We start from the raw sequence: 15930 nt of genomic DNA on the forward strand, positions 1-15930 counted from the left end.
AGCCGTTGATAAGAAAGAAACACAATGCATTGTTGCACACATTTTCACTTTGCAACATATTGTATTGTGTTGGCTTTTTTCGTATGAATGGTTGGTTACTCTATCATATGCATATTGTAAAAATAATTGACAATAAATTCATGAAATTGCATCTTAATTTATTATATTCGGACAAGGTATGACACTTTTTACAAGTATCAATAGATAACAAAACGCCGTCCCAAGAACAAGAGACAGCGTTTTGTTATCAAACTATCGATTTAACAAACTACCTACATATCGTAACAATTCATTCGCAGATGAAGAATTATATCCATGCTCATCAATTAAGCGTGCAACAACATCATTAATTTTCTTAAGCTGATTTTCATCTGGCGTTTTCGTTGATGTTGTAATTTTCACTATATCTTTTAAATCAGCAAATAGTTTTTTCTGAATCGCTTCACGAAGACGTTCATGTGAATTATAATCAAAGCGCTTTCCTTTACGGGCATAAGCAGAAATTCGAATTAAAATTTCTTCACGGAATGCTTTCTTAGCATTTTCTGAAATTCCAATTTGCTCTTCAATCGAACGCATAAGTTTTTCATCTGGGCTCATTTCTTCACCTGTTAAAGGATCACGTAATTTTGATTTATTGCAGTACGCTTCGACGTTATCTAAGTAATTATCCATAAGTGTCTTAGCTGATTCTTCGTATGAATAAACAAACGCTTTTTGTACTTCTTTCTTAGCAATTTCATCGTATTCTTTTCTCGCTAATGAGATGAAATTCATATAGCGCTCTCGATCTTCATTACTAATTGATGGATGCTGATCCAACCCGTCTTTTAGCGATCTAAGTACATCTAGTGCATTAATAGATGGTACCTCTTTTCGAATAATTGTAGAAGAAATTCGGTTAATGACATAACGAGGATCAATCCCCTTCATACCTTCATCTTGATATTCGCGTTGCAATTCTTCTACATCAATCGCATTATATCCTTCTACCGTTTCTCCATCATATAAACGCATCTTTTTAATTGAATCAATATCCGGACGCTTCGGATCTTTTAAACGAGTTAAAATAGTGAACATTGCCGCAACGCGAAGTGTATGCGGTGCAATATGAACATTAGACACATCACTTTCACGAATCATTTTTTCATAAATATGTTCTTCTTCACTAACCCGTAAATTATATGGAACCGGCATTACAATAATTCGTGAATGCAATGCTTCATTTTTCTTATTTGCTATGAAGGAACGATACTCCGTTTCATTTGTATGCGCTACAATTAATTCATCTGCTGAAATAAGCGCAAATCTTCCTGCTTTAAAATTCCCTTCTTGTGTAAGCGATAGTAAATGCCATAAAAATTTCTCATCACATTTTAACATCTCTTGGAATTCCATCATGCCGCGGTTCGCCTTATTTAATTCTCCATCAAATCGATATGCACGAGGATCTGATTCCGAACCGTATTCTGCAATTGTAGAAAAGTCTAGACTACCTGTTAAATCGGCAATATCTTGTGATTTTGGATCAGAAGGACTAAATGTACCAATTCCTGTACGGCGATCTTCAGAGAAGAAAATACGCTCTACAACTACATCCTCAATTCTTGATCCATATTCTTGCTCTAAACGCATAACATTTAATGGTGATAAATTCCCTTCAATCCTTACTCCATATTCATCAAAGAAATCATTCCGTAAATGCTGTGGAATTAAATGAAGTGGATCTTCATGCATTGGGCATCCTTTTATTGCAAAAATCGCTCCACGATCTGTTCGTGAATATGTTTCTAATCCTCGTTTCAACATCGTAACTAATGTTGATTTCCCCCCACTAACAGGCCCCATTAATAACAAAATACGTTTCCTAACATCTAATCGTTTTGCAGATGGATGAAAATATTCTTCCACAAGGCGTTCTAAAGCATCCTCTAATCCAAATAGCTGATTACTAAAGAAGTTATATTTTCTTCTACCATCAACTTCTTCAATTCCAGCATCTTTTATCATATTGTAAATGCGAGAGTGTGCTGTTTGAGCCACCCATGGTCTTTCTTTCACAAGCTCCAAATACTCCGCAAACGTACCTTCCCATTGTAAACGTTCTTCTGCTTCCCGATATTGTTCAATTTTCTTTAAAATATCCATTATAGCTCCTCCCCCATCTCCTTGTTCAATCGGATTATTATAAAAGGTATGCTAGGATGTCCTTAAACATTCTTTAAATCAAAACGAAATATATAATAGCGCTATAAAATTCTCTCCAAAATTCAAAGAAAATTCTGTATAATAAAGGTATTAAAGTTTTCACGCTGCTATTCATTGTAAATAAATTCTTTTCTTCTAGGAACCTTACATACATTTCGATTCACAAATAGGATTCGTAAACCGAAAAAGTAAGGAGGAAATTAGTATGAAGTTATTATTAATTTTAGGTGTATCGCTCACATTTCTTACAGCTATTTTTACATCTGGTTATAACGATAAACCAGGTACACAAAAAAAGTGATGTGCTTTTCAGCACATCACTTTTTTTCTTGTTTTTTATACACTATTTAAAATAAATATTTTCCACATCGTATATCGATAAAGGGCGATTATAAAAATAACCTTGCGCTATTTTTACATTTTTTTCCTTTAAAAACTGTATTTGTTCCGCCTTTTCTACTCCTTCTGCAATTACATTTAACCCTAGAGTATGTGCTAAATTAATAATTGCAGCCGTAATATTCGTATCTCTTTCATCTATATATATACCTTCCATAAAAGAACGATCAATTTTTAACGTATCAATCGGATATGTTTTTAAATAACTTAAAGATGAATATCCCGTTCCAAAGTCATCTAAATGAATCTTTAAATTTTGTTCCTTTAACTGCAATAACACTCTTTTTGATACATCTTTATGTATAAGAGCCCCTTCTGTAACTTCTATTGCTAATAAATGAGGGGGAACGTTGTACTTATTTAAAGCACGTGTAATCATCTCTATTAATGTAATAGAGCGAAAATGTTTAGCTGAAATATTAACTGCGATTGGTACAACCACATATCCTTTATTTAACCATTCACGTATCTGTTCACAAACTTGATGTACTACCCATTCATCAAGTTTAATAATAAACCCTGTTCTTTCAGCAAGTGGGATAAATTGATTGGGCGAGACAAAACCTAGCTCCTTATTCTCCCACCTTATTAAGGCTTCCATACTGGCTATCTTTCCCGTTTCAATATTAATTTGAGGTTGATAATAGAGGGAAAATTCATTTTTCTCTATAGCACGATGTAACTGATTTTCTATTATAAACCTTTGTTCACGTTCACAATCTAATCCACTACAATAAAAATGATAATACCCTTTTCCTTTTTCCTTTGCATTTTCCAAAGCTGCGTCGACTCTTTGGAAAAGTATTTTTTCATCCATTCCATCTTCTGGGGCCATTACAATCCCAATTGATGCACTCAAATAAACATCCTCTTCTTCTATTACAAAATGCCCACTAATTTTCTTTAATATTGTTTGTGCAACTTCCTCTACGTATTCTCTCGTTATATTTTCTATTAACATAACAAATTGATCATCATGTTCTCTAAATAAATGCATATCTTCTATTTTTAGGTCTCGTAAGCATTCAGTAACTTTTTTTAAGACTTGATCCCCTTCTTTATGACCAAATGTATCATTAATAAGGTGAAATTCATCCAAATCTATAAAAACCAATGCGAATTCTTTATTCTCAGCTAAAAATTCATTTAGCTTATTTGTACATGATATTCTATTCATTAACCCCGTTAACTGGTCAAAGTAAGCCAAATATTCTGTTTTCATCTCATTTAATACTTGCCTCGTAACATCCCTCGTAACAATGTACACCCCGACGATTTCACTATTCACAATAATGGGGATTGTCCTCACGGAAATATAAAGTTCATATCCTTCTTTATGAATATATTTCTTTGCAACAATTTGTTTTGCTCTTCCCTGTAAAGCATTTTTAAATATAATTTGAAAAGTTTTTTCATATTCTTTATTTATAAACTGACAAATAAATTGGTCCTTTAACTCTTCATATCGATACCCAAAAATTTCATAAGTCGCTGGATTTGCATATGTAATTCTTCCAATAGAATCTACAGATATAATGGAATCATTATTATATTCTAGTAATGACTTAAATAACATTTGTTTTTCTTCTATTTCCACTTTTTTCTTAACCTGTGCTGTAATATCTCTAGTAATACAAATAATAAACTGACATGTTCCATTTACATCGCATACTGGATTAAGTGAAGATTCATAATGTATATCACCAGTTGGCAAACTAATTACATCACAAAATGTAATTGCTCTCGCTTCTCTCATTACTTTTGCATAGTGTCCTTGCAATAACCTTGCCGTATCTTCTGGTAATACTTCTGCAAAAGTTTTCCCATAACATTCTTTCCCTAGCCTGGCGTGATTCATTCCTATTTTATTCACATAAATATATTTAAAAGTTTCATCATCAATAACTTTCACAATAAACACTAAATCTTGAATAGCATGTAACAATCCCTGTCTTACTAAATCCATATCTATCATACTTAAAAAGGTATTTTGATTATTATATTGTTCCTTCATATTTATCTCAACCCGTCTTATCTATTTTTATTCATATATCTCATTCTATATGAATATGTACCTTTTTTAAAATGTATGATTACATATTTTTTTAAAAAATAAAAAAGCCGCCAAATGGCGACTTTTAATAAACGATTTCTAAATCTAATCCTGGATAATTTTGTTGACGGAACGCTTCATAAATTAAAATTGCTGCTGTATTAGATAAATTTAATGAACGTACTTTATCCGTCATTGGAATACGTAAACAATGATCGAAGTTTTCTTCAATTACATTAGCTGGTAATCCATTTGTTTCTCTTCCAAATACGAAATAGTAATCCTTCTCACGTTTGCTATAATCAAATGCTGTATGAGCTTTCTCGCCATACTTTGTTAAATAAAAGAATTCACCATCTTTATTTTTCTCATAAAATTCTTCGATTGAATCATAATACGTAACTTTTACGTGCTGCCAATAATCTAATCCTGCACGCTTTAACATTTTGTCATCCGTTGAAAATCCAAGCGGTCTAATCAAATGCAATTCTGTTCCAGTTGCTGCACAAGTACGTGCAATATTTCCTGTATTTGCTGGAATTTCTGGTTGATATAAAACAACATGTACTCCCACGCGATATTCACCTCTATTTTTTATCTACTACGTATTATACCACTTGAACGAAAAATCTCTACCCATTAATAATATGAAAGAATTTATATTTCATTTGTGGTGTATATTTACTAGAATCTTCATAGTTCCAATAACGCCTGCGGCTATTCGCTGAATGTGCATTTACAAGCGGCATACCATCTGCGTCTTTTGCTACTACAATTGTCGTATGATTCCACCTACCATCATCCTCAAAATCATACGCAATTACATCGCCAAGAATAAGGTCTTCTGGCCTTTCTACTGCTTCTGCTCGAAGCCCTGTTGTAGCACCTGACAAATACCAATAAAAAGAGTGTGCTACAGCCCAGCTCCAACTCCACTGGTTTCCCCTTTGCCACCACCCTTTACGAATGTTAGGATGTCCATTCATTGGTACTTCTCCAGTGTGCAGACATTGTGAAATGAAATTTGTACAATTATCCGGAAAATTACGGTATGCAGAATTACGATCATCCCACCAACGCTCTGCATATTTCACTGCCTCTAAACGATTATATTGATATGAACCGTATTTTTCTTTCGTGACTTCCCGTTCTAACGTTTCACCTATTCCTATTTCTTCTGACACTTCAAGAGCATAATCATCTATTATACAACTATTTTTTAAATAAACTCGTCGTTTTAATTGTTCCTCTTCGATATAAAATAATTCTTTATGCTTAATTAAATATTTCAAGTGTATTTGATAATCAATTTCTTGATGCTCATTACTATTTAATTGTCTAATGAAAGAAATATCTGCAGTTGCTTTCACTATATGTGCACTACGCTTTTGAAACAATTGTTTCTTTCTCTGTACCATTTGTAACAAATCTACTGCAATACCATCTACATCTGTTCGTTTCTCTGTTATATATGCTAAAAACTGTTGCACTTGCTTTTCAATATTCGCTTTTACAACCATTTCGTCTCCCTCCCATATTACAATATGAAAAAGGGAGATATTATCTACTCTTTTTTCTGTGCTAACAATTCAAGTCCACGATTCATTTCATGAAGAACCTCTTCATCTTTCTCACGTTCCATCGCTTTTTCAATCGCTTCTCCTACTCCATCTCCACCAATTTTCCCAAGTGCCCATGCTGCTGTTCCTCGAAGTACTGGTCTTGGATCATCTTTCATAACACCGATTAAATCAGGAATTGCTGCTGTTTCTTTAAAATGTGCAAGTGCTAAAATAGCATTTCGTTGCAATGGTTTTTTACCTCTCCATGAACCAGACATAATTCCATACTTCTCTTTAAAATCACGATTACTAATTGTTAAAAGTGGTGTTAATAACGGTTTAACTAACTCAGGGTCAGGCTCCATTTCAGGATGGTTATGAAAATCCATTCCTTTATTTTTCGGACAAACAGTCTGACACGTATCACATCCATATATACGGTTTCCTATTTTATCGCGATATTCTTCAGGCAGAAACCCTTTTGTCTGTGTTAAAAATGCAATACATTTCTTCGAGTCCAACTGCCCCCCTTGTACTAAAGCACCTGTAGGACAAATATCAATACATTTCGTACAACTTCCACATTGATCTTCTATTGGCCGATCAGGAGGGAATGGAACATTCGTAATCATTTCTCCTAAGTATACATACGAACCAAATTCCGGCGTAATAATAGCGCAGTTCTTACCACTCCATCCAATACCGGCACGCTCTGAAACAGCTCGATCACTTAGCTCCCCTGTATCAACCATTGATTTCACTTCTATATCCGGCAGCTTTTCGATTAAATACGCCTCTAACTTTTGCAAACGATCTCGTAGAACAAGGTGATAATCTTGGCCCCAAGAAGCACGGCAAAAAATCCCACGTCGTTCCCCTCGTTTACTTAATGGTGCATTTTTTAATTTTGAAGGGTATGCTAAAGCAATCGCAATAATTGATTTCGCACCAGGTAACAATAGCTGTGGATTCGTTCTCTTCTCTATATCAGGCTCTTCGAATCCAGACTGATAATTCAATTGTTGTTGCTGGATTAGACGCTGCTTTAATTCCTCAAATGGTGAAGCACTGGCAAAACCTATTTTATCTATACCAATCGTTTTACTATACGCAATTACATCTTGCTTTAATTGTTCAAAGTCCATTTTCAATCGCCTCCACCGATGAATTCATCCCTTATGTAACGACTATATTGGTTATCAATTCACTTTTGGAATAATATTCTTCACTTCTATTTTCGCATACAATTATGATTTTCAAACATTAAAAAACGCAATGCTTCGTTTATCTTAGAAACGAAACACTGCGTTGATCACAATTTATTAGAAAAACATTAAATAAAATTTGGAGCGGGTGAAGAGAATCGAACTCTCGACCAGAGCTTGGAAGGCTCTTGTTTTACCACTAAACTACACCCGCAAATATGAAAAAAATATAAGATATTGAAATAACTTATGTAAAGTAGTATAGCATGTAAAAAAAATCGAAGCAAGAAATTTATCGAAAAAAGTCGAAAAAGTGATGAGATATCTCATCACTTTTTCAATTCTTTATCAATCGCCTTCTTCATACTATCGAAATCAGGGTTTGCAAGATTCCCATTTATATATACTGAAGGAGCACCTTGAACTTTTAATTTTTGAGCACGATCTGAATCTTTACGTACTTTGTCTTTCATTTCTTTACTGTGTAAATCTTTTTTAAACTGTTCTACATTAATTTTCGGAAGCTTTTCTTTCACAATATTAAGAAGTAATTCTTCTGTAATCCATTCTTCCGTATCTTTCTTTTGATTTTGATAAATCTCATCATAGAAAATCCAGAATGAATCTTGATCTTGTTTATAAATTGCTTCACCGGCAGCTGCACCTAAATCAGAGTCTTTTCCGATAAACGGGAAGTTAATAAAATATAACTGCACTTTACCTTTATCAATATACTCTTCTTTTAATCGTGGTAATACTGTTACATCCCAAGTACGACAAGCTGGACATTTAAAGTCTCCAAATTCAACTACCTTAACTGGAGCATCATCTTTCCCTAAAGATTGTTGCGTAGAATAAGCAAACATCTCATTCCCTTTATCTTTCTTGTCATTTATGATGCTATACACAATCGTCCCGATTACAATCAATACTGCGATAGAAAAAACTATACCAAGAGCCATGAGTTTGTTTGATGATTTCATATACATTCCTCTTTAATTTCATATTCTGTATACATCATTGTACACAATACACATAATATCAATACTTACATAGGTCACGCAATGAACACGCTCACATAAATTACAAAAATACAACGTTTGTGACAATATTGTGTCGCCTTTTGTCACAAATTATTAAAAAAGAAGCTCCTATGTAGGAACTTCTTTTAACTTACTGCTTTTTCACGGGCATTTTTTAACATGGATTGCTCTGTTTTTATATCATGGCGAATTACTAATTTCTCACTAACTGCTTGCACATATTCATCATGATTTATATACCCTTCTTTCTCCATTAGCCTTAAAACTACATTCCGTCTCTCAACTGCTTTATCATAATTTTGTGCAGGTGAGTAATAAGCCGGTGCTTTTACTATAGCAGCCATCATTGCACTTTCAGCCAGTGTTAATTGATCCACCTTTTTACCGAAGTAAAGGTTTGCTGCTTTTTCAATCCCCCATGCGCCTTCTCCGTAGTAAATATTACTTACATACAATTTTAATATTTCATCCTTTGTGAATGTACGTTCAATCTTTTTCGTATAAAAAATTTCTTTCCACTTACGGGAAAATGTACGTTCATTAGATAAGAAAGCATTTTTAGATAACTGCTGTGTAATCGTGCTTCCTCCTTGCACAACACCACCAGCTTTTATATTTTCAATAGACGCCCTGATAATCGCTATATAGTCTAAACCGTTATGATGATAAAACCTTTTATCTTCCGTCGCAATAAATGCGTTTGTTAATGATTCTGGCACCTCTAACTTAGCGGGTACATGTAATTTACTAATATCACTTCGCTCAATCATTACATTTCCAGCGAATAATAATGCAAAACTTAACAATAATAATAATATAATGGCTTTATAAAGAAATTTAGTTAATGGATTTAATGCAACTTTTTGATGATAATTCACTCTAGATAATACTCGTTCTTTCATCTCGAACACCTCTTTTCCACACAGCATATAACTCTTAATTTAAGAATACCTTGTTATAAAAGAATATCCCATCGATTTCTCTTACACCTACCTTACAACATTGTAAGGTGTAAAAATGTATTGTATCACAGTCCCTTTTTATCTACTATTCATATGAAATGTTGAATATACATTTGTTTATCACACTATTTATAGGCAGTAGGACTCTCCTTAATTTCACTTTATTCTTTTATTATATCAGTTTATACATTTATACTTTTAAACATCTAGCAATCTAATTATATACGATATATCACCATTATACAGAACAAACGTTCCGTAAATCAATACTAATCTCGCTATTTGTGAACAGTAAGTCTTCTCCCTCAAAACTTGGCTAAAGCTAGGAAATTAGGTGGTAGTCCTGCTTCCTCCACCAATTATTAGCCTACACTTTATTATTGTGACCTTTTTCTGAAACAGTATACATAAAGAAAAGGTTAGCAATTTGAGCTGTCCTCAAATAACTAACCTTTTCTTTACAACCTTCCTATAAGATTATATGGATGAACTTCCCATGTTTCGTATGGAATAAAATGCATTGCTTTCATCGCATCAAGCGTCCTTGATTTCATATGAGGACGCGTTATATACTCATCAATGTTCTCTTCATTTAAAGCAACAAATTTAGCCTCTTGTATTTCTTCAGGTTGAATTTTTATTTCACCACTAACATATGCTACTTTAAAAACAACAGCTACAATATGCATAGAAGCATTATAATAAATCCCTGTAACTCCGATAGGCTTCACAGTTAATCCTGTTTCCTCCATTATTTCTCTGCAAACAGCTTGATCAAGCGCTTCCCCTTCTTCTACCTGTCCTCCAGGCATTTCCCACGTATCAGCTCGCCAGTGCACTTTCGTTAAAAGCACCTCATTCTTTTCATTTGTTAAATAACCTGCTACGGCAACAATATGCTTTGGTGTTTTATGCTCCACAGAAATACCTCCTAGAAATCCAGTTATTTCATGTACAATCTATAACCATATTCCCTACCTACAACAAAACACCTTTAATAATTCATCATCTTAATTAACTTCACAAAAAAAGACCTATTCGTTAAACGAAAGGATCTTCTGTCTTATTATTCTCCTAAGTCTACGTTGTGGTAAACTTGTTGTACATCTTCTAAATCTATAGATGAATAATTAATATATCAACGTTATTTAATTTTCCATCCCATATTTATACAAAGGGATATTACTTAATTGAGGTATATCATTTTTATCCATTCAAGCTACATATTAATAAATCTAAATATTAATTTGCGCTATGCTGAAACATTTTTTGCGGGTAATTCATTTTCTCTTCCTTTATTATATCTAGTTATTAGAAATCCTTGTATAGGTTTCTCAACACCAAAAGTAATAACTGTTGCTAAAGCTATTGATATTAATATTGGAACAAGGATAAATATCTCATTTATTAAGCCAAATTGTTCTATAAAATCAATAATGATATATCCAATACTTTGATGTATCAAATATAGACTGTAAGATATTGTTCCTAAGAATGTAAATATTCTAGTACCTAAGAAGCTCAATTTATTATTAATTAGTAAATAAAAGACTCCAACGAAACAACAGATTATTAAACCTGACAATACACCATGAAAGCAAAATTGAAACACTAATGCAAAAACAATAATCAAATGGTTGACTATCAATTTACTTTGTTTCAATTGATAAAACATGATACCAACAATGAATAAATTCGAATAATTTATTATACCTAAATCACCAATAATAGGAGTTATAAGGCTATTTACATAAAGTATTTTAATTGTAAATAGCCCCAGCAACCATAAACTTGTAATTAATACAGGTCGTTTAGCTAGTCCCATTGATAACAAGATTACACAAAAGATATAAAAAGTTACTTCTATACCTAAACTCCAATATGAACCATCCACCAAATCAATTCCTGTGCCTGGAATAACCCCTTGAAACATGGTTAAGTTAAACAAATAATCCCTTAAACTAACCCCCATCCCCTCTAAACCCATTAAAACTATAGTCATGAAAGTTAATGTTACTGCTACCAAATAAGCAGGATAAAGTCTAACCGCCCTCTTAAAGATGAAATCTTTTGTATTATTAGTTTTTAAAAGTGTCATGTATATAACAAAACCACTAATCATAAAAAATAAGTGTACCCCATAACTACCGTACTTAAAATTTAATAAATACTCTTCTTTTACGTGACCATAGGATTGATTATAAAAATAAGTGTAATGAAATAGTAGTACAGACAGTGCTGCTAAACCACGTAAAGCATCTAGTTCAGTTAACCTTTTCTCCTTCAAAAAGAACGCCTCCAAACAAATTGCGCTTTATTAAGAACATAAAATATATCATTCCCCATAAATTATTTAACTTCTACACTTTCATTTCGTGGCTAACTAAAGCTAATCCTTTTTGTTATTATATTTACCTTATTTAATTAACTAACCAATTGTATTACTTTATAGTAGTTATAGGTTTTAATTGTTCGGTTGGAGTAGTTCTTAATTTGCAAATCAAAAAGAAATCCCTTATAAATATATTCCAACAACGAAAAAACTCACCTCTTATATGAATGGTTTTCATACAAAAAGTGAGTTTTTATGTGTTTTGTTTCCCAAAATGAAAATGGTAAATTTATCACAGTATTTTTAAGAAATCTTCAAAATGGATATCGTAACCCTAAAAAATACTGTTTATATTTTACGGCTCTTTACCACTTTAAAATACTTACACTTTGATTATATACGTTGATTTAATAAGACTGGCAGACCTTTCCTACAAACAAAGGATCTTCTGTCTTATTATTCCCCTAAGTCTACGTTGTGGTAAACTTGCTGTACATCTTCTAAATCTTCTAATGCATCAACCATTTTTTCAAATTGTACTTGAGCATCTTCAGGAAGTTCTACATCACTTTGTGCAAGCATTGTTAATTCTGCAACTGTAAATTCTTCAACACCAGCACCTTTAAGTGCAGATTGTACTGAATGGAACTGATCAGGTTCAGCATAAACGATAACAGAATCTTCTTCTTCTAGAATGTCACGTGCATCTACATCTGCTTCCATTAAGATTTCAAGAACTTCATCTAATGTTTTACCTTCAAGACCGATAACAGCTGTCGCATCAAACATGTAAGCGACAGAACCGTTTACACCCATGTTACCACTGTTTTTGCTAAATGCAGCTCGTACATCTGCTGCAGTACGGTTTACGTTATTTGTCAGTGTATCTACAATTACCATAGATCCGTTTGGTCCAAAGCCTTCATAACGAAGCTCGTCATAGTTTTCTTCTGAACCGCCTTTTGCCTTTTCAATCGCACGGTCAATAATTGTTCTTGGCACGTTGTATGTTTTCGCACGTTCTAATACAACTCTTAACGTTTGGTTTGATTCTGGATCTGGCTCGCCTTGTTTTGCTGCCACATAAATTTCACGTCCAAATTTCGCGTATATACGGCTTGTATTTGCATCTTTTGATGCTTTTTTTTCTTTAATATTGTTCCATTTACGGCCCATACTTTCCACTCTCTTTCCCATTTTAAATCTACATAAAAATATTAATATGAAATATAATGTGTATTCAACACATTTTTAAAAGAAATATAAAAAGTTCATTTTTGATTCATATTACAGACATAATATAAATCATTATCATTTTGTTCTTTCAACAAGTTATATTATACATGAATTCCTAAGTTTATTACGAATTTTAGAATCACATAGCATAATTTAACAAAAAAGACCCTAACATTTCTGTTAGGGTCTTTTTTGGTGACATTTATATAGAGTGCTACCCTTAAAATCCTTTATTTTAAAGCATTTTAAAAATTTTGAGCTTCTTTAAACATGATAAATTAAAATGAAACGGAGCCAAAATGGAATCATATTAAATAACTGACACCTTTTACTTTCATTTCTCTCCCTTGATTAAATTTATCATATTTCATTTATTACTGTGATGATTTATTTTATTATTTCTCGCTAAACAATAAGAAACAGGGCAAAGCTGCCATGTCCTTTTAAAGATTTGTTATGTAGTATGTTATGAACTATTCATTATTAAACTAAAGCTATTCCTTTTCATCCCTCTATCAATTCCCTAATATTACCATAATTACTTTCTATTGCTGTATAATTAAAATAGGAAAAAATTTGAAAAAAAAGATAGGGGAGAATTATGACACATTCAAATGAGAAAAAAGCGCATGGTCTTAAAGGGATAGGAGAAAAGCTAAACCCAACTATCTATCAAGTGAGATTCATAAAATTGGATGGTCCAATTCAATTTTAGCCGTTCCCTAAATTAAAGGAATTAGGGGACTGGTTGAGTACTTCAACGCAAATATGGTCGTGTCACTCAACTATGTACAAGTACAACAGAGAAGAGTTTGAAAAGAAGTTTTTCGAAATTACGAAATTACCAGCTGATAATGTGGTAATTTCAACTGGTGGTATCGGATTTAACTTCATGTCACCAGGGTGAAGAGATTCTCTCTAGAGTGCTCGAAAAAATTCTTGTATATGTAATATTCTACTGAAATTTTATCCTTTTAATACTCATAGTTTCTTCCAACTGTATCTAAAGTTCGTCACTTACTCACCGCACACTACCCCAACGCACTATTAGTGCTTATTTTGTAGTGTGAAGAAAACACAAAAAAACTCTACACAATTAGTGTAGAGCCTTAATGTTACGCCGTTCGTGATACCGATGGTCGGGGTCGAACCGACACTCCCGAAGGAACACGATTTTGAGTCGTGCGCGTCTGCCAATTCCGCCACATCGGCATAAAAGAAAGGCGGCAACCGGATTTGAACCGGTGGTAAAGGTTTTGCAGACCTCTGCCTTACCACTTGGCTATGCCGCCATATGAAGTTAAAATGGAGCGGAAGACGGGATTCGAACCCGCGACCCCAACCTTGGCAAGGTTGTATTCTACCACTGAACTACTTCCGCAAAAATGGCTGGGCTAGCTGGATTCGAACCAGCGCATGACGGAGTCAAAGTCCGTTGCCTTACCGCTTGGCTATAGCCCACCGAAGTTTTACTTAATTATATGTAAGTATCCATTAATTTATTTGTAATTTTAAAAAATAAAAATGGGGCGACTGATGGGAATTGAACCCACGAATGCCGGAGCCACAATCCGGTGCGTTAACCACTTCGCCACAACCGCCATGTTGTGTTTATATATTTGGCAGGGGCAGTAGGAATTGAACCCACACTGGAGGTTTTGGAGACCTCAGTTCTACCTTTAAACTATGCCCCTATGTAAAATGGTGGAGGGGGGCAGATTCGAACTGCCGAACCCGAAGGAGCGGATTTACAGTCCGCCGCGTTTAGCCACTTCGCTACCCCTCCGAAACTTACATGGTGCCGGCTAGAGGACTTGAACCCCCAACCTACTGATTACAAGTCAGTTGCTCTACCAATTGAGCTAAGCCGGCATATTTTATTAAAATGGTGGCTCGGGACGGAATCGAACCGCCGACACGAGGATTTTCAGTCCTCTGCTCTACCGACTGAGCTACCGAGCCTTATTAAAATGGCGGTCCCGACCGGGGTCGAACCGGCGATCTCCTGCGTGACAGGCAGGCATGTTAACCACTACACCACGGGACCATTTGGTTGCGGGGACAGGATTTGAACCTGCGACCTTCGGGTTATGAGCCCGACGAGCTACCGTACTGCTCCACCCCGCGATAATATTATTTATATAATTATATGATAAGTATTAGCAAGCACATTACGAGAATGTTTGGTTGCGGGGACAGGATTTGAACCTGCGACCTTCGGGTTATGAGCCCGACGAGCTACCGTACTGCTCCACCCCGCGACAATATTATTCATATGATTTATATGGTGGAGGATGACGGGATCGAACCGCCGACCCCCTGCTTGTAAGGCAGGTGCTCTCCCAGCTGAGCTAATCCTCCAAAAGTGGTGACCCGTACGGGATTCGAACCCGTGTTACCGCCGTGAAAGGGCGGTGTCTTAACCACTTGACCAACGGGCCAAATATTATAAATTCCTTATGGCGGAGAGCAAGGGATTCGAACCCTTGATACGCTTGTGACGTATACACGATTTCCAATCGTGCTCCTTCGGCCAACTCGGACAGCTCTCCAATGGCTCCGCAGGTAGGAATCGAACCTACGACCGATCGGTTAACAGCCGATAGCTCTACCGCTGAGCTACTGCGGAATAATATTGCCTGGCAACGTCCTACTCTCACAGGGACAAGGTCCCAACTACCATCGGCGCTAGAGAGCTTAACTTCCGTGTTCGGTATGGGAACGGGTGTGACCTCTCTGCCATCATTACCAGACATTATTCTTTTGAGACAATCATTATTATAACTTATTCACCCTGAAAGTCAATAAGTTTTTTATATTCTCTCAAAACTAGATAACGTTGCTTCATATTATATGGTTAAGTCCTCGATCTATTAGTATTCGTCAGCTCCACATGTCACCATGCTTCCACCTCGAACCTATCAACCTGA

Annotated in this window: 10 protein-coding genes, 17 tRNA genes, 1 rRNA gene and 1 pseudogene; 1 reads left to right on the plus strand and 28 read right to left on the minus strand. The window is 34.7% G+C overall.

The genetic code is table 11. The features are described from left to right. Positions 1-252: 252 nt before the first annotated feature. From MR155_RS19240 to MR155_RS19290, 11 genes are all read right to left on the minus strand, one after another. The gene (locus tag MR155_RS19240) at positions 253-2148 is read right to left on the minus strand and encodes a PrkA family serine protein kinase (RefSeq protein WP_113937853.1); all 1896 of its coding nucleotides are present in this window, start codon (positions 2146-2148) and stop codon (positions 253-255) included. 403 nt (positions 2149-2551) lie between these two features. Continuing rightward, entirely contained in the window at positions 2552-4621 is a 2070-nt protein-coding gene (locus MR155_RS19245; RefSeq protein ID WP_242310866.1) for a sensor domain-containing protein, read from the minus strand. Positions 4622-4745: 124 nt separating this feature from the next. Then, positions 4746-5234 carry a tRNA (uridine(34)/cytosine(34)/5-carboxymethylaminomethyluridine(34)-2'-O)-methyltransferase TrmL gene (gene trmL / locus MR155_RS19250; protein ID WP_000538149.1) on the minus strand — a complete coding sequence of 163 codons (489 nt, stop codon included), beginning with the start codon at positions 5232-5234 and terminating at the stop codon, positions 4746-4748. 58 nt (positions 5235-5292) lie between these two features. Continuing rightward, the gene (locus MR155_RS19255) at positions 5293-6180 is read right to left on the minus strand and encodes an amidase domain-containing protein (RefSeq protein WP_113937851.1); all 888 of its coding nucleotides are present in this window, start codon (positions 6178-6180) and stop codon (positions 5293-5295) included. A 44-nt stretch (positions 6181-6224) separates the two neighbouring features. Continuing rightward, positions 6225-7367: a tRNA epoxyqueuosine(34) reductase QueG gene (gene queG, locus MR155_RS19260; RefSeq protein WP_002115986.1), complete on the minus strand. Its 1143-nt coding sequence runs from the start codon at positions 7365-7367 to the stop codon at positions 6225-6227. A gap of 200 nt (positions 7368-7567) precedes the next feature. Further along, a tRNA-Gly gene (locus tag MR155_RS19265) sits at positions 7568-7641 on the minus strand. 115 nt (positions 7642-7756) lie between these two features. Further along, the gene (locus MR155_RS19270) at positions 7757-8410 is read right to left on the minus strand and encodes a DsbA family protein (RefSeq protein ID WP_002091101.1); all 654 of its coding nucleotides are present in this window, start codon (positions 8408-8410) and stop codon (positions 7757-7759) included. A gap of 185 nt (positions 8411-8595) precedes the next feature. Further along, positions 8596-9372 carry a transglycosylase domain-containing protein gene (locus MR155_RS19275; protein ID WP_113937850.1) on the minus strand — a complete coding sequence of 259 codons (777 nt, stop codon included), beginning with the start codon at positions 9370-9372 and terminating at the stop codon, positions 8596-8598. 518 nt (positions 9373-9890) lie between these two features. Continuing rightward, positions 9891-10352 (minus strand): NUDIX hydrolase, encoded by a 462-nt coding sequence (locus tag MR155_RS19280; protein ID WP_088077407.1) that lies wholly within the window; start codon positions 10350-10352, stop codon positions 9891-9893. Positions 10353-10684: 332 nt separating this feature from the next. Further along, positions 10685-11719, minus strand: coding sequence for an acyltransferase family protein (locus tag MR155_RS19285; RefSeq protein WP_219300315.1), 1035 nt, complete (start codon positions 11717-11719; stop codon positions 10685-10687). Positions 11720-12220: 501 nt separating this feature from the next. Beyond that, positions 12221-12940: a YebC/PmpR family DNA-binding transcriptional regulator gene (locus tag MR155_RS19290; RefSeq protein WP_002091105.1), complete on the minus strand. Its 720-nt coding sequence runs from the start codon at positions 12938-12940 to the stop codon at positions 12221-12223. 661 nt (positions 12941-13601) lie between these two features. On the opposite strand from MR155_RS19290, the pseudogene MR155_RS19295 reads away from it, so the two are divergent. Then, positions 13602-13907: pseudogene (locus MR155_RS19295) on the plus strand (DUF3884 family protein). 223 nt (positions 13908-14130) lie between these two features. Here the strand turns inward: MR155_RS19295 and MR155_RS19300 are convergent. The 17 genes from MR155_RS19300 to rrf form a co-directional block, all read right to left on the minus strand. Next, positions 14131-14212: transfer RNA gene (locus MR155_RS19300), tRNA-Leu, on the minus strand. 9 nt (positions 14213-14221) lie between these two features. Then, positions 14222-14292 (minus strand) — tRNA-Cys (locus tag MR155_RS19305). Between the two features lie 14 nt (positions 14293-14306). Further along, positions 14307-14381, minus strand: a tRNA-Gly gene (locus MR155_RS19310). A gap of 5 nt (positions 14382-14386) precedes the next feature. Then, positions 14387-14461 (minus strand) — tRNA-Gln (locus MR155_RS19315). Between the two features lie 64 nt (positions 14462-14525). Then, positions 14526-14601: transfer RNA gene (locus tag MR155_RS19320), tRNA-His, on the minus strand. Positions 14602-14620: 19 nt separating this feature from the next. Next, positions 14621-14694 (minus strand) — tRNA-Trp (locus MR155_RS19325). A gap of 8 nt (positions 14695-14702) precedes the next feature. Then, positions 14703-14786 (minus strand) — tRNA-Tyr (locus MR155_RS19330). A gap of 10 nt (positions 14787-14796) precedes the next feature. Beyond that, positions 14797-14872 (minus strand) — tRNA-Thr (locus MR155_RS19335). Between the two features lie 14 nt (positions 14873-14886). Then, positions 14887-14962, minus strand: a tRNA-Phe gene (locus tag MR155_RS19340). Positions 14963-14971: 9 nt separating this feature from the next. Next, positions 14972-15047 (minus strand) — tRNA-Asp (locus tag MR155_RS19345). Between the two features lie 3 nt (positions 15048-15050). Next, positions 15051-15127: transfer RNA gene (locus MR155_RS19350), tRNA-Met, on the minus strand. A gap of 57 nt (positions 15128-15184) precedes the next feature. Then, positions 15185-15261 (minus strand) — tRNA-Met (locus tag MR155_RS19355). A 24-nt stretch (positions 15262-15285) separates the two neighbouring features. Beyond that, positions 15286-15361: transfer RNA gene (locus tag MR155_RS19360), tRNA-Val, on the minus strand. Between the two features lie 5 nt (positions 15362-15366). Further along, a tRNA-Glu gene (locus tag MR155_RS19365) sits at positions 15367-15441 on the minus strand. A gap of 19 nt (positions 15442-15460) precedes the next feature. Then, a tRNA-Ser gene (locus tag MR155_RS19370) sits at positions 15461-15552 on the minus strand. Positions 15553-15554: 2 nt separating this feature from the next. Further along, positions 15555-15629: transfer RNA gene (locus MR155_RS19375), tRNA-Asn, on the minus strand. Positions 15630-15637: 8 nt separating this feature from the next. After that, positions 15638-15753 (minus strand): 5S ribosomal RNA (gene rrf / locus MR155_RS19380). Between the last annotated feature and the right edge of the window lie 177 nt (positions 15754-15930).

It is taken from the genome of Bacillus cereus group sp. BfR-BA-01331 (assembly GCF_022663915.1).
Classification (GTDB): domain Bacteria; phylum Bacillota; class Bacilli; order Bacillales; family Bacillaceae_G; genus Bacillus_A; species Bacillus_A mycoides.